This window comes from Pradoshia sp. Z4_20, from assembly GCF_058216035.1.
In genome coordinates this window covers 38,291-62,375 of record NZ_JBZAJD010000001.1, presented here as the reverse complement: position 1 = coordinate 62,375, position 24,085 = coordinate 38,291, and the positions used below count along the sequence as shown (strand labels likewise).

General features: G+C 38.3%; 14 protein-coding genes. All 14 read right to left on the bottom strand.

Translation table 11 applies throughout. The annotated features are described in order from the left end of the window. Positions 1–92 precede the first annotated feature (92 nt). The 14 genes from AC4BHP_RS00245 to AC4BHP_RS00180 all read right to left on the bottom strand — a co-directional run bounded on the left by AC4BHP_RS00245 (position 93) and on the right by AC4BHP_RS00180 (position 24,081). Complete coding sequence (locus AC4BHP_RS00245) at positions 93–1,751, bottom strand: ABC transporter substrate-binding protein (RefSeq protein WP_066108831.1); 1,659 nt, start codon at positions 1,749–1,751, stop codon at positions 93–95. 56 nt (positions 1,752–1,807) lie between these two features. Next, positions 1,808–2,722 (bottom strand): carbohydrate ABC transporter permease, encoded by a 915-nt coding sequence (locus AC4BHP_RS00240; RefSeq protein WP_066108832.1) that lies wholly within the window; start codon positions 2,720–2,722, stop codon positions 1,808–1,810. A gap of 12 nt (positions 2,723–2,734) precedes the next feature. Continuing rightward, entirely contained in the window at positions 2,735–3,667 is a 933-nt protein-coding gene (locus AC4BHP_RS00235) for an ABC transporter permease (protein ID WP_225983735.1), read from the bottom strand. 201 nt (positions 3,668–3,868) lie between these two features. After that, entirely contained in the window at positions 3,869–5,395 is a 1,527-nt protein-coding gene (locus AC4BHP_RS00230; RefSeq protein ID WP_490551061.1) for a response regulator transcription factor, read from the bottom strand. Beyond that, positions 5,388–7,178, bottom strand: a complete 1,791-nt coding sequence (locus tag AC4BHP_RS00225; RefSeq protein WP_066108840.1) for a sensor histidine kinase — start codon at positions 7,176–7,178, stop codon at positions 5,388–5,390. The genes AC4BHP_RS00230 and AC4BHP_RS00225 overlap by 8 nt, the downstream gene beginning before the upstream one ends. A gap of 245 nt (positions 7,179–7,423) precedes the next feature. Further along, positions 7,424–10,219 (bottom strand): glycoside hydrolase family 3 C-terminal domain-containing protein, encoded by a 2,796-nt coding sequence (locus AC4BHP_RS00220; RefSeq protein WP_490551060.1) that lies wholly within the window; start codon positions 10,217–10,219, stop codon positions 7,424–7,426. 63 nt (positions 10,220–10,282) lie between these two features. Next, complete coding sequence (locus tag AC4BHP_RS00215; RefSeq protein WP_490551059.1) at positions 10,283–11,008, bottom strand: YesL family protein; 726 nt, start codon at positions 11,006–11,008, stop codon at positions 10,283–10,285. A gap of 13 nt (positions 11,009–11,021) precedes the next feature. After that, complete coding sequence (locus AC4BHP_RS00210) at positions 11,022–13,355, bottom strand: glycosyl hydrolase family 95 catalytic domain-containing protein (RefSeq protein WP_490551058.1); 2,334 nt, start codon at positions 13,353–13,355, stop codon at positions 11,022–11,024. 53 nt (positions 13,356–13,408) lie between these two features. After that, positions 13,409–15,439: a beta-galactosidase gene (locus AC4BHP_RS00205; RefSeq protein WP_490551057.1), complete on the bottom strand. Its 2,031-nt coding sequence runs from the start codon at positions 15,437–15,439 to the stop codon at positions 13,409–13,411. Next, positions 15,436–17,748 (bottom strand): alpha-xylosidase, encoded by a 2,313-nt coding sequence (yicI, locus tag AC4BHP_RS00200; RefSeq protein ID WP_490551056.1) that lies wholly within the window; start codon positions 17,746–17,748, stop codon positions 15,436–15,438. The genes AC4BHP_RS00205 and yicI overlap by 4 nt, the downstream gene beginning before the upstream one ends. A gap of 571 nt (positions 17,749–18,319) precedes the next feature. After that, complete coding sequence (gene thrS / locus AC4BHP_RS00195; protein ID WP_066108853.1) at positions 18,320–20,248, bottom strand: threonine--tRNA ligase; 1,929 nt, start codon at positions 20,246–20,248, stop codon at positions 18,320–18,322. Between the two features lie 371 nt (positions 20,249–20,619). Beyond that, entirely contained in the window at positions 20,620–21,474 is an 855-nt protein-coding gene (locus AC4BHP_RS00190) for a putative sporulation protein YtxC (protein ID WP_254654738.1), read from the bottom strand. Between the two features lie 271 nt (positions 21,475–21,745). Further along, positions 21,746–22,687 carry a primosomal protein DnaI gene (dnaI, locus tag AC4BHP_RS00185; protein ID WP_066108861.1) on the bottom strand — a complete coding sequence of 314 codons (942 nt, stop codon included), beginning with the start codon at positions 22,685–22,687 and terminating at the stop codon, positions 21,746–21,748. A gap of 17 nt (positions 22,688–22,704) precedes the next feature. Next, positions 22,705–24,081, bottom strand: a complete 1,377-nt coding sequence (locus AC4BHP_RS00180; protein WP_066108866.1) for a replication initiation and membrane attachment family protein — start codon at positions 24,079–24,081, stop codon at positions 22,705–22,707. Positions 24,082–24,085 lie beyond the last annotated feature (4 nt).

The following is a 24,085-nucleotide window of genomic DNA, read 5'->3' as shown; positions in this document are numbered from 1 at the left end:
GTAAATAATTTATTATTCTTTCATTTATATAGCCTGATAGTTAAAAACACTGTCCTCCTATAAAGATTCAGGAGGACAGTTATGATTTAATATCACTTATTCCATAGCTCAATACGGTCTTTTATTAGTTTGGTATATTCCTTTTCAGCTTGTTCGACATCCGCTTTTTCCAAATCCTTCATAAAGGTATCCCACACTTTATCAAAGTTATCTGGATCTGCCAGAATAGCTTCTGGAATCCGTTTTTTCACGATATCAAGACACTTTTGCATGATAAGCTCCGTATCAGAACCTGAAGGGACCGCCATATTAAAAGCTGCTCCCCATTCTTTTACAGGGAAATCTTCTTTTTGTGGATACAAATCGGCCCACATCTCTACGCCATAATTAGAAAGTACTTCTTTTTCAACATCAGTATAGCCGTCTTTGATTTGCTCTCTACTGGCAATTGAAAAGGTTTGTCCAGTTGAATCTGTTATTCCATCCCCGTAATAAGGAGCAAAGCCTTTTAATGCACCAATACCAGTTTCCTTTACATAATTGGCATTGCTATTACGCTGATCCATTTCTTCTTTCGAGATGACACGTTTACCATCTACAACCTCATAATGCTCCCCTTCAATTCCCCAGTTTTGAAGAATCTGTCCTTCTTCAGAGGCAAGATAATCAATAAATTTAATGGCACGTACAGGATCCTCATTATCTACTGTAATCCCGATGCCCCATCCGCCCAGATAGCCAGTATCCTGGAAATTATGATGTTTGAATTGTTCATTAAGTGTTACAGGATACATTCCATACATACGCTCTGTTTTTCCAGATTCACGCAGCGCACGGTCTGCATCGCCAATCTGCCAATCCGTATCGGTTACGGAAAGAACACGGCCAGAAGAAATCTTAGCTAAATATTGGTCGTATTTTTGTACAAAGCTTTCCTTATCCAATAAATCAATATCATTCATATGGTTTAACCAGCGGAAATATTCTTTTTCTTCAGCCCGGCGATAATGTAATTTTGCTTCATGTGATTTTGGATCGATATAAAATTCTCCATCATCAGGTGCACCTGTTGCATAAAATGCAGGATTTGTGGTAGATATCTGGATGCGCCAGTCATCAGCCAGTAGGGATAAACCTATCGTTGGCTTTCCATCAATCGTTGGATATTTAGCCTTATATTCCTTAATAGCCTTCTCTACATCCTCCACTGTGCGGATTTCAGGATAACCTAATTTTTGAACAACATCATGCTGGAGCATAAACCCAGTGCCTGGCTCGAAATACGTTTGATCAACAGCTGCAGTTGGAAGGATATAAATCCCTTCATCTTCATTACTCCATTTCAATCGATTTAAATAATCACCATAAATTTTCTTTAAATTAGGTGCATGTTCTTCAATTAAATCTGTCAGGTCTATAAAAGCTCCTGCATCAACCAAATTACCAGCATTCCCTTTTGGTAAAATTAAATCCGGATACTCCCCGCTTGCAATCATAAGCGAGATTTTCTGATCTCCGCCATTTACATCAAATTCAGGATCAATTGTCACATCTGTTTTATCCTTGATTGCTTTGCTCACTGGACTTTCCATTTTATCCCATTGAGAATGCGGATCAGCGCTAAATAAAGAAAAAGTAACAGGCCCAGTTGTCTCTTCCTTCGGACTCGAAGCACTATCATCCTTACAACCAGTTATCACCAACATAACGGCCATCAAAAGAATTAGTACTGATTTCGTTTTTGTTTTCATTCTCTTTTCTCCTTATCATTTATTGTCAAACAGATCATGATCTGTTTTAACTTAAATCAGCTTTTTACGGCACCTAATGTCATACCCTGTACAAAAAAGCGTTGTAGGAACGGGTATACTAGCAGAATAGGAACAATAGTGACAACTGAAATCGCCATTTTGATGGATTCCGGTGATACAGATGAAGCAGCTGCTTCACCGCTCGAAGTCCGATAAGCATTAGGATCACTGGCACTAACAGTCGTATTTTGTAAGATTTTCATTAATTCATATTGCAAGGTTGTTAAACTCTCATTTGAACTATTATATAAATACGTATCAAACCAGGAATTCCATTGACCAACTGCTACAAATAAAGCAATTGTCGCTAAAACGGGCGTACACAGCGGCAATACAATTCTCCAAAAAATAGTAAAATCATTAGCGCCATCAATTTTTGCTGATTCCTGTAAGGCATATGGCAATCCATCCATAAAGGACCGAACAATGATGATATTGAAGGCATTCACCATACCAGGCAATACATACACCCAGAATGTATCGATTAAGCCTAAATCTCTCATAAGCATATATCCAGGAATTAATCCCCCAGAGAAATACAAGGTTAAAACCAAGATCGTTGAAACAAATTTACGTCCACTAAAATCAGCACGACTTAAAGTAAAAGCCACCATTGCTGATGATAATACTCCAAGTACAGTTCCGATTATGGTACGAAGTGTTGAATTAACAAATCCTGTTACCAAATTATCGTACTGAAAAATAGTTTTATAGTTTTCCAGCGTAAACTCTCTTGGGAATATCGTAATTCCCCCTCGAATCGTGTCATTCGACTCATTAAAGGATATAGCCAATACATTCAAAAATGGATATAGGGTAACGACGAATACAAGTGTTAGAAAGATATAATTACAAATATCGAATATTCGGTCGTCCCGGCTGGGTCTCACGTTAACTCCTTTGCTACTCACTATCTCACCCCATTACATTACACTTTGGTTTGTAAATCTCTTGAAAATGCCATTTGCTAAGAATAATAAAATGATGCTGACTAAAGAATTGAATATCCCAATTGCCGTACCATACGAGAATCTTCCAAGACCAATACCGTAGTTTAAGGCATATAAATCTAAAACCTCTGCATAATCAACAACAGTAGCATTACCCAGCAAGAATTGTTTTTCGAAGCCAATGGAAATCAAATGACCAATCGATAAAATCAAAACAACCAAGATGGTCGGCCGAATACCCGGTAAGGTAATATGCCATATTTGCCTCAAACGGCTTGCTCCATCCACCTTTGCTGCTTCATATAATTGAGTGTCAATTCCAGCCATGGCCGCTAAAAAGATGATTGAGTTCCAGCCCATCTCTTTCCAAAGGTCGGATAATGTAACAATGATCCAGAATAAATTTCCCTGTGTCATAAATTGATAGGGTTCATCCAAAATACCTGTTGTAGTCAACAACTGATTGATGGCTCCCCCATCGACCGAAAGCATTTTTGTTACAATCCCTGCTACTACAACCCAAGAAACAAAGTGAGGAAGGTATGATACAGTTTGGATCGTTTGTTTAAATGCCTTCTTACGTATTTCATTAATACAAATGGCAAATATAATAGGGATAACAAATCCAAGTATCAGACCCATTAAGCTCATTGCAAGCGTATTACGTAAAGCAAGAAAAAACCTCTCGTCCTGAAAGAGTGCAATAAAGTGGTCAAATCCCACCCATTCCTGTTCCATAAATGATCTGGCTGGCTTGAAATTTTGAAAAGCCATTGTCCAACCCCATAAAGGGATATAGTTAAAAACAAACACCCACGCAACAAATGGCAATGACATAAGGTACAAATACTTTTGATTTTTTATTGACGTCCACATTCTTTGCGTTCTTGTAGGAGCTGCCTTCATAATTGTATGCGCTTTCTTTTCTGCCGTCTGCATTGATACCTCCCCCTTTTCTTACATTAATGATAACCGAATCAAAAAGGTGGTAATACCATACAGATTTAGGAGAAAATCAGGTGAAAATTTTAGATATGCAGTTCATATATATGCAAGGTAAAATAAAAAAGCCAAAGCATTCATCAACATAGCTTTGGCAAGGTACTATTACCCAGTATGATTTCGGTAGGCAGAAGGTGAGATCCCTTCATATTTTTTGAACTTTCTATGAAAATAATCAACATCGGCATACCCAATTTTTTCGGCAACCTCATAAACCTTTAAACCTTTTTGTAATAATATTTTTCCATTTTCAATACGGACCTTATCTAAATACGTATTAAAATATTCACCGGTATAATTTTTAAATAATTTTCCAAGATAGGCACTATTATAATTGAATACCCCAGCAAGACTTTCCAACCGGAGATTTTGATTATAATTCTTATGAATTAAATCAATCATTTTCTTCATTTGTGTACCGGTCAACCCATTATCAATTCTTTTTATAATAGACTCAAACTGTTGAAAAATATATTCGATTAAGTCAGACATAGTTTCGATTTTATAAATATCAGTGGCACAATCATTAACCTTCATTGAATCTAAACCAATGGAAGAATTTAATTGCAACAGCTTATTCATTGTATGGGTATAGATGTAAATAAACTGTTTCTTTATTTGCTGTTCCGAAAAATCTCGATGCATCATTTCTCTTCCAAGTTCATCTATAACAGTTCTGCAAGTATCAATATTAACAACATCTATCGCATAATAAAGGCGGTTTAAATATTCATCTAGCAGTAGTTCTTCTTTTAAAATCCCATGGGCGCTATCCAACTCTTTTCTATGGCTCTTTGTTAATATTTGTCCTTTTTCAAAATAAAATTGATGTTTAATCAAGGTAAGTGCTGTTTGATAGGATTCCTGTATACCGTATACACTCGGCATAAATTCTCCCAATGCAATACTTTTACAAAACGGATGAATCTGTTTCATTAATTTTTGCTTGATCATGTCAGTCCGAGAAATAAATGAATAATCTGATCTCAAATAAACAGCTGCATACCCATTTATCGTAAAAACAACGCCCTTTTTACAATCCTCGAAGAAGGATACTAACTCTGATTTTATTTTTTTCTGCCCATTCTCATAGCACTGAATTAATAAAATTTGACATCCGCTATCCTCCAATTCAAACTTATGAAGATTTTCTTGAACATTAGCCATTTCTTTAAAATCATTCAGACATAAGGAAGCGAGAAATTCATCCCTTTCGTGACAGTACTCAGCCTGAATCAAACTGGACCATTGTTTCCTTTTCTCAATATTTTGACGCAAGTCAATCAGGTACTGAATCAACTCCTCCTCGTCAATTGGCTTAAGCAAATAACCCGCTGTTTTTGCTTTGATTGCCCTTTTGGCATAAGCAAAATCTGAATAGCCACTCAGAACAATAAAAGAAATATCATTATCCTCTGCACGTATTAACTCAATAAGGGAAATACCATCCATCTCTGGCATACGAATATCTACAATCATTAAATCGGGTTTACACCGGCAGTATTCCTCATAGCCTTCCTTTCCATTTCTAGCCAATGCAATGATTCGAAAACCGTATTCCTCCCAATTGATCAGAGTTTTTAAGCCTTCACGAATCATAGGTTCATCGTCAACAATCAATACATTAAACATGGCTATCTCTCCCTATTGGAATTCTAAATTGTATAACGGTTCCTTTATTAAGCTCACTTTGAATAGAAAGACCATATTCTTCTCCATAAATGAGCACCATCCTTTGATGGACATTCCTCAGCCCTATATGTTTCCCCTCTTCTTGATGGTTAATGGATTGAAGAATATCCATTAACCTCTGTTCCGAAATACCAATCCCATTATCAGAAACGATGATTTCTAAATCACACTCTTTTTTCTCGATTGTCACCCACACTTTTCCACCGTTATCTAATAAATCGAATCCATGAATAACAGCATTTTCAACCAAGGGCTGAATGATTAATGGCTGAATCAGCACGGTCAAAGCTTCTTCTTCTATATCCAGCTCATATTCCAACCTGTCCTGATAGCGGAATTTCTGTATTTGCAAATAGAGATTCACCATTTCCAATTCTTTTGACAGAGGAATTTTTTGACCCTGAATCTCCAAGCTGTGGCGCATCATTCTGCCAAGCATTTTTACAACATTCGCCACATCCTTCGCTCCCTCCATATGGGCTTTCATCCGAATAGACTCTAATGTGTTAAATAAAAAATGCGGGTTTATCTGGCTGGCCATCATTTTAATTTTGATTTCATTTTGCCTAATTTCCAACAGACTTTTCTGCCTATTCGTTTCCTCCACCTTGGCAATGAGCTCTCGCAGATTTGCCACCATTCGATTAAATTGCTTGGATAATGTACCAATTTCATCTTCCCCATCCACTTCAATCATGCTTGATAAATCACCGGCTGAAACCAAATCTATTTGCTTGCTCAATTTAGAAACCCGCTTAGAATAAAGGATTGATACAATGGAAATTAATACGCCAGCTAATGTAAATCCAAGCAGGGTAACAAAAAAACCCATCATACTGATGTTATTGGCATCTTTCATCATTTGGTCTTCTGTCATAACTGATATAATCCGTAAATGATCTTGACTTTGTTCCAGTAAGGAATCCTCCATAACCACAGATTTTTTGCCATTTAATTTACCTTCATAAACTTTGAATCCATCCTCTTCACTTACCTTTTCTAATGAAGGGATGACACTGGAAAGCTTTTGTCCCATATGCTTTTTCTGATTGGAGGCTACAATATTATTCTCCTCATCAACAATCATTGCCCTCAGGGTCTCCTGATTCAATATCCATTCCAACTCTGAAGTATTCACTGTTATAACAAGCGCCCCGTATGTATTAGTCTTAAGAAAATTAATACGTCTCACAAGTGATAAATAGGGCCCATTATCCTTAGTTGAATCATTGACGTAATACCATCTCATTAAATCAGGATTTTTCGTTGTTTCCTGATACCATTCTTCTTTTTTTACCTCTTCATCAATAGGTATAAATTCCCAATTATTTAACATCGTTGGATTATCCATGAAAAATCGAATTGTCGAGATTTCATTATAGTATTCAAGGTAATATGTAAATAGCTTATAATTTTCATAGGCTTCTACAACCTGATAACGCGAATCATAAGAGGTATTTGCGACCGTATCCAGCTGCTGATCAAACTGAAGGTTGTCAGATATATAGATTGGTACTTTTAAAACCTCAGCCGTTCTCTTTTTCATTCGTTCCATATTCATTTTCGATTCACTGATGGCGTCTTCAATAGCTCCATTTCGCAATTGCTGAGTTAAATATAGACCAACTATACTAATCGGAATCGCTACCAGAATAACCAGGGATATAATCAACTTATCTCTTAATTTCATATTATTTAATTTGCGAGTAATATACGCTATCATCAACGAACCTCCAACAAATAGTAAGCGCTTACATATATAAATATATTATACATGAGATTTTTTAAAGAATTTTCCAAATAAAGTGGTATATTTTTTATGATTTTTCATGTCATAATTAGTGATTACGCAAAACCTCATGGTAATAACTCCCATTTATTTTATATTTATCCACATGCTCACTCTATACCAATTATCGATAAACGTAAAAAAACACTATATTTGACTATAGTGTTTTTTGTCTCTTATTACTCTATTGTTAGCCAATGAATAGCCACTTCATCTTTAAATAAGAGATAGATATCTTCTACCTTGTCCTCTTCGATGTCCATGAATGATTTTTCCACTGTAGTCCAAGCTTGATACCCACCTGTACTTGGAGCTTGAAGGGTACATAAAAGCTTTCCATTCGGCTTACATGTCCTCACTTCAATATCGGTTTGCTTTCCGCTATTGGCCAAACGTATTTTCATCATTCTGTTATTTGCTTTTATTTTAACGTCTTTATACATAATCCAACCACTAGAGCCAATACTTTGAATTGCATGCCGTCCTTCTAAGCACTCAACCATTTTGACTGAGTAATAATCATCATAATGAACAGAGTTTACTTTGCCCTTCAATGTTCTTTCTGTACGGGTTTCTCCTGTTATTTCAACTGTTTTTTCCAACTGAATAGCTTTGGATGAACTGCCCAGCATGACTGTATATGTTCCATCCTCCAATAGAAAACGTTCTTCTGCCACATCCCAGTATGCCAGATCCTTTACCTCTATTGATAAGATTATTTTTTTAGTCTCTCCGCCTTTAATATGCACCCGTTCAAAGTCCCTTAACGTTTTAATAGGCCGAATTACTTTAGACTGATTACACCGCACATACAACTGGACCACTTCATCACCATCCAGATCACTTCTATTGCTGATCTCTGCCGTCACATGTAAAACTTCTTCTTTCGTTACACTTTCTTTCGATAGTTCCAAATTTTTATATTCGAACTGTGAATAAGATAATCCATGTCCAAAAGGGTACAATACTTCCCCATCAAAATACTGATAGGTACGCTTTCCTTTTATAATGTCATAATCCATAATTTCAGGCAGCTGGTTGACAGATTGATACCATGTCATTGGTAAACGTCCCGCTGGATTGTAATCCCCAAACAACACATCAGCTATTGCGCGGCCTAGTTCCGGTCCTGCATGAGATGTATATATAATGGCAGGTACATGTTCATTAACCCAGTTAACAGCATAAGGATAGCTTCCAACAATAACAACGACAGTATTGGAATTAACCTTAAGTACTTCTTGGATGAGCCTTTCCTGAGCAGGCGGCAATGTCAAATCCGGACGATCAATGCATTCCTTTCCATTTATAAAAGGATTATTACCAGCAAAAATGATAGCTGTATCTGCTTTGCTTGTCTCTTCCACAGCTTTTTGGATACCATCCTCGGTTATGTTATAGGAGAACAATGCGGCAGGCATACCTTCGGCCTGAATAATGGATCCATCATCAGACAATTGGATAGGCTGGTTATCCCAGGAAAGAATCTCCATGCTTTCTTCCTTTTGAGAAAAAGTAAATACTTCTTTTACAAACCACCCTTTTGCTTCATCAGCGGTAGCCTTTAAATGAAGATCGTCATCTACGGTAATGAATTTGCCATTTTTCTCAGAGCGAAGCGTCTCACTCCCCCATCCCCAGTCCGTATGAATCAATACATCTCCTTCATTCTCACGTGCAAGCAAGAAGCCGGTATCAGGGTTAACCCCTATCGATTTTCCGCTTTCCGTAATACTGAGCCTTATGCGATTGCTTCCATCAGCGTAGGGAATTGTTTCACCGATTTTTCCCTTGATACCTTCAAGCGGTGTGATTGAATAAGGTGGTGTACCGCTGTACCAATCGGTTAACACTTCATCTGCCAAAGGACCGATTACGGCAACCTTTTTATTTTTCAATGGAAGGATTCCATTATTTTTAAGCAATACAATAGATTCCCGGGCAGCCTTCAAAGATAGCTCATAATGCTCCTTACTGGCTAATTTTTCTGCAGAAACATATGAATAAGGATTCTCCCCATCAGAATCAAACTCACCAAGACGAAATCTCACCCTAAAGGTGTTGCAAAGAGCCTTATCCAAATCTTCTTCCAATAGATATTCCTGTTCCAAAGCATCACGGATGGCTCGTACCGTTATGTCCTTATCATCTGTGATATTGTCAATTCCATTTTTAATGGAGTATGCAACCGCCTTTGCATAGGATTCAACATAGTGATGCTCATTAACTGAACCAAGTACATCTCCAGCATCACTTACAACAAAGCCATCCATTCCCCATTCCTTTTTTATAATCTCGTTAACATCAGGATTCATATTACATAAAGTTCCATTAACAGCATTATAGGCAGTCATGATCGATTGTGCTTTTCCTTCTTTAATTTGCCTTTCAAACGCTTTCAGATAATATTCATTTAAATTACGGGGATCGAGACTGACTGAGCACTCTCCACGGTTAACCTCGTTATTATTTCCCAGAAAATGCTTTAATGTAGCGGCTGTCTTCAAATAAAATGGATGTTCCCCCTGCATACCCTTGATTAATTCTGTTGTCAGTTTACCAGTTAAGCAAGGATCTTCCCCATAGGCCTCTTCGGTTCTACCCCATCTTGGATCCCTTTCCATATCAACCGTTGGAGACCAAATTGTTAATCCATTATGTTCTGGATCCTTTTGATAAAAAATTCTCGCCTCATCTCCAATGACAGAGCCAATTTCCTTCATTAGATTTACATTCCATGTACAGGCCAAGCCGATATTTTGCGGGAACACGGTAGCTTCCCCCAGCCAAGCAATACCATGAGCTCCTTCTGTTCCATGCTTATATTTTTTTATTCCCAATCTCGGAACAGCATCTTGGTACTGACACATTTGATTAATTTTTTCTTCCAATGTCAGCTGAGACACCAGATCTTTCACCCTGTCCTCTAGTAAAGCTTTTGTATTCTGAAAGAGATATGTATATTCCGTCTTCATCTTCAACTCCAACTCCCATCAACAGATTCTTTTTCTACGCAAAAACAAATAATAGCCTTTCATTTAGGTTGTTTTTTCTTCTCTTGCGTTTAAGCCACTATCTCTAGTTTGATTTTGATAGTGTATGGTTTTCTCAATAATCCGATAGAAAAAGCTAAAGGATAAAAACGCCAATATCGTTCCGGTAAAGAATGGCCATAAAAACGTAAAACCAATGCTAATATAAATTAATATCGCAGTGACCATGACTACCCCAAGGGTTGAAATCGGTCGTCCAACGGACATGATGAAAGAATTTTTGATAGATTGTAAGAGCCGATCGTGAATATGAACGGTATAGCAGCAAAAATATAAAGTCCATGTTAGGAGAATCATCGTAAAAAAAGCATAGAGAACAAGAAATATAACGGACTGTTGACTGACAAAACTAATATAATTCATAATCCAGCCAGCCCACATAAGGGTAAACACGATTCCCCCTATAAAACTCCTGAAATAGTTTTCCTTATAATAACGAAGAAAGGAAGTGGCAATCGGAATATCGCTTTCTCCCATCACCCATTTCCGTACAACTCCAAACAAAGCGACAGTGGAAGGGAAAGAGAAAATTGGCACTAACCCCATGATTAAAAGAAGAATATACGTGATATTTAAATATTCAGCATTCAATAAGCTTAAACAAAAATATAAAACAGGAAGATTTAAGAAAATCCATATGATATTTGACCAAGCCAGTCTGACAACCCATAAGCATACTCGATATGTCCCACCCAAAACTCCTGAATTCATTACCCCTGCCTCCTTATTCCTTTTGTTTAAATGTAAGTGTAGTATTTTCTCCTGCTTTTAAATTTATTTTCCATGTATCTCTTTGATTATTGTTTAAAAACCAATTTCCTTTTTCTTCTTCAATTGAAAGAGAGATTTCCTGATTTATATCTGAAAGTAAGGTACAGGAAAGAATTCCTTCTTCCAAATTCCACTCCATAGTCGATATCTTCATTCGTTTACGACATAAAATGCCCTCGACTGCTCCCTTTGTTAAGTTCTTAGGGATAGCTGGCAGCAATTCAAGTTTCCCCGGCAATGAAAAAACCAGGAGATTTACCAGAAGCTCAGGAATACATCCATTTGCATCAACATTAAACACATTAAAATGGTCATAATGAGCTGTCATTAAACTAGGATAGATAGCTCCGCCAGCTGCCATCATCCGGATAATATCAATTACAACATCTCCCATTCCTAATCTGGCAGCCGATAATCCTGCATGCATACGGCCATGAGACGAGGTATCGGTGTCAGGGTTATATAGCCAATGTTCCATTTTTAGCTCCAATGCCCGTTTGGATGCCTCCCAAAGTTCAGGAGTCTCGGTATCGGAAAATTCATAGCTTTGAAAAAGCGGATATAGGTGAGAAAAATGCCGATGGTTATAGTTATCATCATGATCCCATACAGCCCACTCCTTCAATGCCCCATCCTCATTAATCAGGTACGGCGGCATTTTTTCTATCATTTGCTGCCAATGCGGTATAGATTCTTGATAAATTCCAAGCTCCCTGCAAGCCTCGATTGTATGATTTAAAACCTCTTTCGCTACGGCAATATCCTGAGTACTATTAAACGCGATTCCATTTTCAGCGGAATAAGAGGGATTAAAGACATATATTCCTTCTTCCTCATATAAAAAGTCCTCATAAAAGGCTATGATTTCTAACATAAACGGTAATGCATGTTCTCGTAGGAACTGCTGATTTCCAGTATACAAATAATAGTCATACAGCCAATGAGCAAGCCATCCTCCCCCGCACGTCCAAAAAGCGCCAAAAAACGTATCGCATTCTCGATCTCCCCAGGAAGATTCTCCCCAGTGCAAATGCCTTCCATGGCTTGAAGCCCGAACACCTGAGAGAATGCCTCTACATCCAAAGAGCATCCTGGCATTATAACGAAAATCTTCCATATAAGAATCGAGCAGGGCTGTATATGGGTGAATGCCTTCAAGCATATTACAGCTAAAAACAGAAGCCATGGCCAATTGCAAATTAGTATCTAACGTATAATCAGATGACCAGGAAGGCTCCCATGTTCCCGTCCATATCCCCTGAAGATTTGGCGGACGTACACCGGCACTGCAGATAAACATATATCTTCCTGCATCAAATAATCTCTCTAATAATGCCGGTGGTACACTGGAAGTTTCCTCAACATCCGCCAGTAGTTGATCGGTACTCCAGCCTCTTTTTTCTCCGCCATTTAAATTTAAGGAGACACGGTTAAAGACTTCTGAGTGTTTTACTTGATGGGAATCGAATAATGCTTCATATGTATCGGAAAAACCGGAAAATAAGGACGATACCTCTCTCACCATATCTTCATTGTGTTCGGCGAATGGAATAATTTTCATTAATATCAGTAACTTACTGGCATTCCTTGCTTCAATTGAAGTAGGCGTGCACTGTATCGTTCCATCACAATTTTTTATGTGCACAAAGGTATAGTATCCGCCTTTTCCATGTACGTAATCATGAGTTCCAACTAACACGTCATTAGGGAGGCATTCATATCTAGACTTTATTAAAGGATGATTGTTTTCATCTATGGTTAAACAAGTTAACGGCAGATGTTCATCCATTTTAATACTTAATGCTATAAGCTGATCGGTTCTTGAGGAAAAAAGGCGGCGCTGAAACCTATTTCCATCATTCTCCCATGAAGAACCAATCTCTCCCTTTTCAAAATCTGTATAACGGCAGTATTCACGCAATCCTTCCGTTTGGCTTTGTTCAATATTTAGAAAGAATCCAGGATGGAATGGGTCTGTGTCCACGATTGTATGTCCCAGTTCTTCCCCTTTTTCAATAAAGAATTGATGGGATGCTCTATAACCATCACTCTTGCTGATTCTTCTCACATCTTCTAAATAAAAGGACATATCTGGCATGGTCTGTGGCGAGCCGGTTGGAAGAAATAATTCCGCATGGTTCACAATAATCGTTTCCTTGTGTGGCTGCCCATAATGTATGGCTCCCAGCTCTCCATTTCCACATACATTCGCAAATTCCCATTTATCAGCAGGCTTATCGCTATATGTCCAATGCCTGCTGAAGCCTCTCAATGGTTCACTTCCCACTTTCCTTCACCCCATTCTTACTAAGAAGAGGACAGCTTCCTGTCCTCTCTCCATTAAATCTTAGATAAAATAACAACATCTCTGCCTGAGATTGCTATTGAACCGGAGTATTCCCGTTGATGAATCAAATCAAAATAGGAGTCATCCACCTGAATCATTTCCTCATTTTCATTATGGTTCAATATAAAAATGATCTCTTCACCATTCTTTTCGCGTCTTGATACTTCAACTCCTTTTGGAGCAGTAAGCACCGGCTTCACATTTCGCTCTCTGCATACATTTTCCAGGAAATCACGAAGAAACTCAGGATCCACACTGGATGCAATATAGTAGGCATACCCATTACCATATTGATTCCGAGTAACTGCTGGCATTCCTTTATAAAAATCTTCACCATAGAAAGCTAATGCCTCAGCCCCTTCAAGGTGGAGAAGATCACAAAGCAATGAACATGAATAGGATGGCTGGTATCTATCTTTTTGAGAGGAAGCCATTAAAATATGATTCGTTTTTCCAGGCGGCAGAGCATCAATTTCTTCCACCCAAATCCCAAGTAAATGACGCAAATGGCCTGGATATCCTCCTCCTATGACTAAATCATGTTCATCGACTATGCCGCTGAAAAAAGTAGTGATAAAGGAACCCTCATTTTCAGTAAACGCTTCCGCTTTCTCTTTAAAACCAGCCTTGGTCATATAGAGAACGGGCGCAATGACAACCTCATACGAGTTAAAATCATCATTCTCAGCTATGATATCAACCTGAATATTTTGCTCAAATAACGCATGATAAAATTTCCATACCTCTTGTTCATAATTCAAATCTCTGCTTGGACCACTTGAAAGTTCCACGGCCCACCAGTTATCCCAGTCAAAAACAATCGCGACTTTCGCTTTCACTCTTGAATCGATAATTGTATCCCCAAGTGCAGTCAATTCTTTCCCCAGCTCAGCGCACTCTTTAAATACACGTGTATGTTCGTGTCCGGCATGATCAATTACGGCTCCATGGAATTTTTCACAGGCGCCAATAGAGCGACGAATTTGGAAAAACATCACACTATCTGCTCCATGAGCGACAGCCTGAAGACTTTGTAGGCGCATGACACCAGGCCGCTTTAGGGCATTATATGGCTGCCAATTTGTTACACTCGGTGTTTGTTCCATTAATATAAATGGTTCTCCTTGCTTCAATCCTCGCATTAAATCATGCCGCATTGCTTCCTTACTTACCGGAGATCCCACCTCAGGATAATTATCCCACGAGATAATATCCATATAGTTCGCCCACTTTTGATAATCTAACAGCTTGTATGTTCCCATTAAATTAGTGGTTACCTTTATATCAGGAGTGTATTTTTTGATAATGTCATATTCCAATTTATAGCATTCCAGCATACTATCAGAGTTAAAACGGCGATAATCGAGTGAAATCCCCTGAAAGCCTGTGTAATCTGAGTTTCCTAAATGCTCACTTAAATTATTTGGCAGGACAATTTCATCCCAGTCATAGAATGTATGTCCCCAAAATCGTGTATTCCAGACCCGATTTAATTCATCCAACGTGTTATATTTTCTTCTCAGCCAAACTCGAAATGCCTTTTCACAGTTTTCACAATAACAATCCCCTCCATATTCATTAGAGACATGCCATAGTGTGAGAGCAGGATGGTTTTGATAACGCTTAGCAATTTCCTCTACTAGTCTTGCTGAAAAGTGGCGGTAGGAAGAACTGTTCGGACAAGAATTATGGCGTAATCCAAATTTTCGTTTTCTGCCATCAAAATCCACACGTAACAAATCATTATACTTCCTGGCCATCCAAGCTGGGTGAACAGCCGTACTTGTTGCTAAACATGCATAAATCTTATTTTCTGCCAACAAATCCATCACTCTATCAAGCAATGAGAAATCGTATTCATCCTCTTTAGGCTGCAGCATAGCCCAGGCAAATACATTAATTGTCATGATGTCTATATCTGCGAGTCTTGAAATCCGCATATCCTCCTGCCAAATCTCTTCAGGCCATTGTTCAGGATTATAATCTCCACCATAAACAATTTTTTTAATTTGTTGGTGAATCATAGTTCAATCACTACCCTATTTTCATTTGCATGGATACATACACCCTGTTCTGTTTCTATACTTTCCCCGCCCTTAACAGCTAAGACGCTTTTTCTATTTCGAATGACGAGTGAATATGGTTTGGAAACTCTCTCCCCTTCTACGATTAACGCATTACCTGAGCGGGAAATCGTAATCCTGCACACATTCTCACCATTTTGGTTATAGATATGTGAGTTTACGGTTTTACCTTCTTCCAGTTCAAATAAATGAAAAGTTACTTCCTCTGCATAATCATAAACTGCTGTAGAATCAACAGAGCCTACCGCAATAAGAGAGTTTGGTTTTGCCATTAATGGTAATGTCATATACCCATGTTCCTCCGCCTGCCATGTTCCTCCGTCGACGACCTCATTTGTCAGGAAGTTTGTCCATTTACCCTTTGGCAAATAGTATGTTACTTTTCCATCTTCATTAAAGATTGGAGCAACTAATAGAGAATCTCCTAACATATATTGGCGATCTAAATAGTGGCACGATTCATCCTCCATATATTCAAGGATCATAGGCCTCATCATAGGAACACCAGTTTCCGCTGACTCACATGCCATTCTGTATAAATAAGGCATTAATGAATTTTTTAATTTTGTAAAAGTTCGTGTGACATCCACCGCTTCTTCATCATAGATCCAAGGAACCTTATATTCAGCATTACCATGATAACGGCTGTGAGAGGATAACAAGCCAAATTGAGTCCAACGCTTATACAAATCAGGTGTAGCTCCATGTTCAAAGCCCGCAATATCATGGCTCCAGTAACTAAATCCTGATAAGCCAAAAGACAAGCCCCCTCGTAATGATTCAGCCATCGAAGGATAAGTGGACCAGCAATCTCCTCCCCAATGGACAGGGAATTTCTGGCTTCCAACAGAAGCTGATCGGGCAAAGACAGCTGCCTCTCCCTTTCCAAGCTTTCTTTCTAATAACTCATAGACGATTTTGTTATATAAATACGTATAGTAATTATGCATTTTCTGCGGGTCAGAACCATCATGATAGACAACATCCGTAGGAATCCGCTCACCGAAATCTGTTTTAAAGCTATCTACCCCCATATCAATTAAAGCTTCAAGCTTTTCCTCAAACCATTTGCATGCTTCAGGATTAGTGAAATCTACAACCGCCAACCCCGGCTGCCACTTATCCCATTGCCAAACATGTCCATCCTTACGCTTAATGAAATAACCATTTTCCAGTCCCTCTTTAAATAATGGAGATTTCTGTCCGATATATGGATTAATCCACAAACAGATTTTTAACCCTTTATCCTTCAGCCTTTTCAACATGCTTTCCGGTTCAGGAAAAACGCGCTTATCCCACTCAAAATTACACCATTCAAATTCCTTCATCCAAAAGCAATCAAAATGAAAAACATCCAATGGAATATCTCTTTCCAGCATTCCATCGATAAAATGATTTACAGTCTCTTCGTCATAATCTGTTGTAAATGACGTACTTAACCATAGACCAAATGTCCATGCCGGTGGTAGGCTTGGCTTCCCTGTTAAAGTTGTATACTTTTCTAGTACATCCTTCATTGTCGATCCATTTATAATAAAATACTCCAGACTTTCACCTGGTACACTAAATTGTGCTTTAGAGACTTTTTCTGATCCAATCTCAAATGATACTTTCTCTGGATGGTTCACAAAAACTCCATAGCCTTTATTACTTAGATAAAGCGGTATATTTTTATAAGCTTGTTCACTGCTTGTACCGCCATCTTCATTCCATATATCAACCGTTTGTCCATTTTTCACAAACGGTGTAAACCTTTCTCCTAATCCATAAATTAATTCCCCAACATCTAATGTTAATTGTTCTCGCATATAGGGCTCTTTTTTATCAGTCAAAATATAGCTCATCCCCATACTTTGACTGGATACAATTCGTTCATCCCCAGAAAAGAAATCAATATTCCAATCCCCTTTTTTTCTAATAGAAGCCCGCAGATTTCCGCTCTGATACGATATCTCTTCATCCGCTTCCTCTATATAAACGTCTGGATTCTGTTTTGCCAGTTCAAATTCCGGCCCTCTCATCGGTGCTCCAATATGATGAAGCAGTTTGACAGAAATAACATCCTCAAGAGGTGAAGATAACTCAATGGTCATTAACCCTCCGTCCAATGTTTTTCCTCTATGTAGAATTTTTGTAAACGGAGCAAAAATCGATAGTTTATTACCATCTTTTTCCAGATCGTATACTTCCATTGGATAATGAAGCTGATAGCCTTCCTTATCCAGCCAATTCCCATTGCTAAATTTCATATATAATCACCCTTTTCAAAAATTGAGTTGCAGCATACCTCTTTAAAAAAGTAGATCGAAAAATCGAATTTGAGTAATCTGATTAGAATAAGCTCATTGCATATACCTGTTACTAAATTATTAGAACTTTCATCTGTCGAACAAAATTAATGCGCTTACATTTTTTTGTATCAACTAGCTCTCTTCCATTTTACAGAGGGAAATCAGGAGTGAACACCCTGTGAATTAAAGAAAAAATCAGGACAAAATTAGATTATTGTTTGTTAATTATCGTAAAAAATTTCACATATAGTACAGAATGGCGAAAAATGCCTAGAGGCTGAGTTTGCAGTAATCTTATTATTATTAGATAGATGTTCATCATGGGGATAAGGATAATGGGGAAAACCAGCTTTTAACCCTCTTTCAAGTTTGCCGGTAAATCATGAAGGTACCTTGAAATTTAAGTATAAAAACGAAGAGCATAGGCGCTCTTCTTTATAGCAAATTATAATATAATCCACCACAAAAGCTGGTTTCTTAATAAAAAGGGCCTATCCAAATTCGGATAGGCCCCTTATCATCTAGAGTTTTATTTCAATTCACCTTTAATCAAAGTCAAGAACTCATCAAATGGCATAGTCTCTGATTTCTGTTCTCCATACTTACGAACGTTAACATTACCATTTTCTTGTTCCTGATCTCCCACCACAAGCATGTAAGGGATTTTTAGCATTTGAGCTTCACGAATCTTATAGCCCATTTTTTCATCGCGTAGGTCTACTTCTACACGTAAACCTGCACGTTGAAGGCTCGCTTCAATTTCTTTTGCATAATCAAGATGAACATCCGGAGATACTGGAATAACCTGAACCTGAACTGGTGCTAACCAAGTAGGGAAAGCTCCTTTGTATTCCTCAATTAAGAACGCAACGAAACGTTCCATAGTTGAAACAACCCCACGGTGAATAACAACTGGGCGATGCTGTTTGCCGTCTTCTCCAACGTACGTAAGGTCAAAACGTTCAGGAAGCAAGAAGTCAAGCTGTACTGTGGAAAGAGTCTCATCTTTTCCAAGCGCTGTTTTAACTTGAACATCCAATTTAGGTCCGTAGAAAGCAGCTTCGCCTTCTGCTTCGAAATAGTCAAGACCCATCTCATCCATTGCTTCTTTCAGCATGGATTGAGCTCTTTCCCACATTGCATCATCATCAAAGTATTTTTCTTTATCCGCCGGATCACGGTAAGAAAGACGGAAGGAATAGTTCTCCATGCCGAAGTCTTTATATACTTCCAGAATCAAAGTAACAACACGTTTGAATTCATCTTTAATTTGGTCAGGACGTACAAATACGTGAGCATCATTTAATGTCATTCCACGTACCCGTTGCAGGCCTGCCAATGCACCGGACATTTCATATCTATGCATCATACCCAATTCAGCAATCCGAATCGGAAGCTCACGATAGCTGTGAATATCGTTTTTATAAATCATCATGTGATGCGGGCAGTTCATTGGACGAAGAACCAGCTGTTCATTATCCATATCCATTACTGGGAACATATTTTCCTGATAGTGATCCCAGTGGCCGGAAGTTTTATAGAGGTCAACACTTCCCATGATTGGTGTATACACATGGTCATAGCCAAGCTTTTGTTCCTTATCCACAATATAGCGTTCAATGACGCGGCGAATCGTTGCACCTTTTGGAAGCCATAACGGAAGGCCTTGTCCAATTAATTGAGAGTTCATGAATAAATCAAGCTCTTTCCCAATTTTACGGTGATCACGTTCTTTCGCTTCTTCTAACAGACGTAAATGCTCGTCCAAATCTTCTTTCTTGAAAAATGCAGTTCCATACACACGTTGAAGCATTTTATTATCGCTGTCTCCACGCCAGTAGGCCCCCGCAATATTCAATAGCTTAAATTCTTTAATTTTGCCAGTTGAAGGTACATGAACACCTCGGCAAAGGTCAAAAAATTCACCTTGTTCATAAATCGTTACAGTTTCCTCTTCAGGAATCGCATCAATCAATTCCAGCTTATACTCATCGCCAATTTCTTCAAATAGACGCTTCGCTTCAGCACGGCTGACTTCTTTACGGACAATATCAATATTCGCATTAATGATTTTCTTCATTTCTTTTTCGATTAAAGGAAGGTCTTCCGGTGTAATGGATTTCTCTAAATCCATATCATAATAGAAGCCGCCTTCAATTACTGGGCCTACACCGAATTTAACATCTTTATAAATACGTTTAACTGCCTGTGCTAATAAATGCGCTGTACTGTGGCGCAATACCTCCAGGGCTTCCGGTTGATCCGGAGTCACAATCTCTACTGACGCATCCTCTGTAATTGGTCGGCGCAAATCATATAATGCTCCGTTTACCTTTCCTGCAATTGCTTTTTTCTTTAATCCAGAACTAATGGAAGAAGCAATTTGCTCAGTTGTAATTCCAGATTCAAATTCCTTTACCGCGCCATCTGGAAATGTAATTTTGATCATTTCAGCCATGTGAGCCACTCCTTTTTCTACATAATAAAAAGCCCGTCCCTGATAAATTAAGGGACGAGCTATTGTATACTAAACAAACCCGCGGTTCCACCCAAATTCCGGTGCTGATGGTTCAGCTTTTCCGGCACTTGTATCTTTTAACGGAGTTCCCGTCAGCCAATAATCACCCAAATATGTTTTCCTGGCTGAAGTTCAAAGGCGGTAAGCATTTCAAGTCTATGAGGAAGCTTGCAGCCACTGGCTTCCCTCTCTGTTCACAGCTTTTTAAAACACTCATGTCCTTATCGTAACCTATCGAATTATAAACTTGTATGTAGGTTATTATAAAAGCTTATGAGGACAAAAGCAAGTCACTTTCTATTCTTTTATCATTATGAACGCTCTTCTACCTTTTTAACCTGTTCATGGAAGTAACTGATTCGGAATAAAAGGATTCTTTCCTCGAAAATTTTCCTCAATGTAGTGATTACACGATTATCCTCATCATCCGCATAAATATGAATTCGTTTCGGTGCTAAGGAAACCAGCGGTGCAATGGTGTTTGAATCAATAAACATAGGATTCTCAGCCATCAATTTACGGTCAATCACTTTAAGAATATCTTGTTTAGAAATTGGCTCAAAATATCGATTATAAAATTGAAATTCTTCATGATAAACTAAATGAATTTCATCAATCTGTGGATTCCGCTCCTCTATCAATCGTCTTAGCACAGAGATAAATTCCTGATAATCCTGCTCAAGCTTATACTCATCAATCGCAAATCCAACTAATGTAACAAGCGATTCATGGATATCCCTTAAACGGAAATTCCATAAGGATCGAAACGAAAAATCAATTCTTTGTTTAACTACTTCCTGCAGGAGATACTTGACTTGTTTTTTTAATTGTTCTGAAAGGTGATGGCTACCGCAGTAGGCAGCTTCACCATCCCACATGAGCAATGCGATTTCTGCAATCTGGCTAATTTCATCTTCATCCTCATATAAAAAGCGTTCCCGAATCACATCCCGAATTTTGCATTCCAGATGATAGGTAGAGAAAAATGTATATAAAGCATCAATGAGTGCGTGACAAAAAATTTCCTCCTGATCCGGGTCCCAAAGAAAGGAGACAGACTTTTGGCCATCCTTATGAACAGAATGAATTGCCTGTCGGATAAAAAAATCGCTGTTCTTAAATCGAACATGCCAATTAGCCTGTTCTTCCTGTGAATCAAAATACATCGTAAGCAACCCTATCCCTCCAGACTATCGGAACTCCTAGTTTTATGTATATGGGACATGGCAACCCTTTAGAATGGATGGATAAAATTAGATGTAAAATAAAAGCATCATGGCAGACTGTACAGAGCCGCTGTACTATTGCCTACATATCATATGAATTCCAGTCAATTTATTTCATGCCAGGTCTGTTAGCTTATTAAGGAATAGTAATATCTAAAAAGAGACAGCCCCTTTTTTGCGAGCTGCCTCTTTGCCAAACCTTTTATTCTCTTTAATCTCTACGATTTTTTCCGTCCATTTCAATTGGCTCCGTTAAATTACGGACTCTCTCCATGATCCTTTTACCTTTAACCAGTTCTTCATCTCCACGCTGAGAATACGTGAAATGGTGTTCCAATTGTTTCATGTTAAAATTGGAGGTGAAAAAGGTTGGAAGATTTTCATGCATTCGATATTGAAGGATCGGTCCCAGTACATCATCACGCGACCAGGCACTCATCGTTTCTGCTCCAATATCATCAATCATCAAAATAGGAACTTCCTTTAAGGCATCCACCTTTTGGTTATAGGAATTTTCCGCGAAGGACCCTTTTAATTCTCTTAAATATTCAGGCCAGTACACAATATGTGATGAAACGCCCTCTTCAGACAGTGCATTTGCAATCGCACCAAGCAAATAGGTTTTACCTACCCCAAATTCACCGTATAAATAGAGCCCTTTATGACCAGCACCATTTATATATGAGTCAACAAAATTCTTTGCCTTTTCGACTGCCTCCACACGTGCTTCGGTCGTATACTCATCCCAAATCAAATTAGAAAAAGAAGCCTCCACAATTTCTTTTGGTACATGGCTGGCACGGATCAGCTTACGTAATCGATTCTTCTCTTCCTGCCTGCGTTTTTTATGACAGGGTTCATACCGAACATCAATCCGTTTCCCCTGAATAAACAGGTGCGGATGATGACCCTGAAGAAGATTTTTACATTCAGATAAAGAAGGACATTCGTCACATGTCTTCGTTTGAGTGGAGAACTCGTAGAGCTTATTCATGCTTTTTTCAATCATGTCGCTTGTCAGCTGACTGCTATGTTCATTTATAAATAAACGGACATCAGGATCTTTTAAAACAATATTTCTCATTTCATCCAATCTTTGTTGAAAGTTTTCACGCTTCCCGAGCTGATTCAGTGCATCCTGTATATTTTTCATCCTTATACACCTCCTGTTTATTTAGAATTTTCATTTTGCAATTTTTCCTTGAGTTTTCTTACCCGCTCAGCAATTTCGGTGGATTGAGCAACTGGCTCTTTCTTCTTTGTTTCATCCAGCCAGTCAGGAACGATTTCCTTCCTCGCATTACCCGATGTGCGGCGTGTTGATTTATTTGTTTTCGTCTTTTTCTCATTAGCCCAGGTTTGGTATTTCTTATGCTCACTCAAAGCCATTTCATAGGCTTCACGTACGGTGGTGATATTTTTCCTCGCCCAGTGCGAAGCAATTGTCTCCACATAGTTTGATTGCAATTTCATATCTGATTTTAACATGACATAGTGCAGAAGGACATTAACGACTCCAGGAGGAAGCTTTTGATTGACCATGACCTTTTCTACAAGTGCCAGATCATTGTCGGAAGGCATTGCGCCTTGCGAAAGGCTAACTAGAAATTCCAACGGAGAGGTTGTTTCAAAAGTATACAGCAAATGCTCCTCGGGTGTTTTAGGTTCTATGATCGTACGTTCATACTCAGGCTGTTTCTGTTCAATCAGTGTCGGCATTTCTTCACCATGATTGATGTGGAAAAACTCCCTTGCACATTTTCTAAGTTCGTCTATATCAATTTCATTATGTTGATTTTGACAGCGTAAAATCAACTTGCTCATATCCATTACATTAATTTTATATAAATACGATAGCATCGCGATGGATTCCATCACATTTGGAGTAAACGCTTTTCTCGATATAAAGCTGTTTTTAGCCGTCGCAAATAATAACTCGAAATCAAATTGCTCCATTAAATTATGGCTATATCCCTGTGGGTCCTTTGAGAAGAATTGCATGTTTTGATCAGTTTCCGAGCTGATGATTTCTTTTGGATTGCGAAATTCAGATGCAAACACCTCATTGAACGATTGTGTTATTTCCTCATAATCATCCGGTATACGTTTATCCGCAAACATCGTGAGCAGCCGTTCGTAATGTCTCTCTTCTAGTTTTTGCTTCAGATAAATAGGCAGCAAATCATCATGGAAAAATTTATCCGGACTTAAAGGACAAAGAATCTCATATATAAAAACATTACCTTCCGGAGTTGCTTTTTTATATGTTTTTAATAACCCAATTCCTTCAAGCCTTTTTCGGTATTGAAATATCTCATCCAAAGGTAAACCAAGTACATCCATTAACCAACGATGTGTCGTTTGTCTGGAATACATGTTACCTGTATTGACTTCGTTTAATAAGGTCATATACAAAGAAACAGCCAATCCTCCTACAAGTGGCTGATATAAATATTGAATCGATTTATGGTCCATTTCTGATAGCTTTTCTTTATATAGTACAACATATCTGTCTTTAGGATTTACAAACTTCCATGAAAATTGCATTGTC

Coding starts and splice junctions, on each gene's coding strand:
- yicI (WP_490551056.1), bottom strand. CDS start 17,748: ATGAAATTTAGCAATGGGAATTGGCTGGATAAGGAAGGCTATCAGCTT.
- thrS (WP_066108853.1), bottom strand. CDS start 20,248: ATGGCTGAAATGATCAAAATTACATTTCCAGATGGCGCGGTAAAGGAA.
- AC4BHP_RS00205 (WP_490551057.1), bottom strand. CDS start 15,439: ATGATTCACCAACAAATTAAAAAAATTGTTTATGGTGGAGATTATAAT.
- AC4BHP_RS00230 (WP_490551061.1), bottom strand. CDS start 5,395: ATGTTTAATGTATTGATTGTTGACGATGAACCTATGATTCGTGAAGGC.
- AC4BHP_RS00190 (WP_254654738.1), bottom strand. CDS start 21,474: ATGTATTTTGATTCACAGGAAGAACAGGCTAATTGGCATGTTCGATTT.
- AC4BHP_RS00225 (WP_066108840.1), bottom strand. CDS start 7,178: ATGATAGCGTATATTACTCGCAAATTAAATAATATGAAATTAAGAGAT.
- AC4BHP_RS00220 (WP_490551060.1), bottom strand. CDS start 10,219: ATGAAGACGGAATATACATATCTCTTTCAGAATACAAAAGCTTTACTA.
- AC4BHP_RS00235 (WP_225983735.1), bottom strand. CDS start 3,667: ATGAAGGCAGCTCCTACAAGAACGCAAAGAATGTGGACGTCAATAAAA.
- AC4BHP_RS00245 (WP_066108831.1), bottom strand. CDS start 1,751: ATGAAAACAAAAACGAAATCAGTACTAATTCTTTTGATGGCCGTTATG.
- AC4BHP_RS00215 (WP_490551059.1), bottom strand. CDS start 11,008: ATGAATTCAGGAGTTTTGGGTGGGACATATCGAGTATGCTTATGGGTT.
- AC4BHP_RS00180 (WP_066108866.1), bottom strand. CDS start 24,081: ATGCAATTTTCATGGAAGTTTGTAAATCCTAAAGACAGATATGTTGTA.
- dnaI (WP_066108861.1), bottom strand. CDS start 22,687: ATGAAAAATATACAGGATGCACTGAATCAGCTCGGGAAGCGTGAAAAC.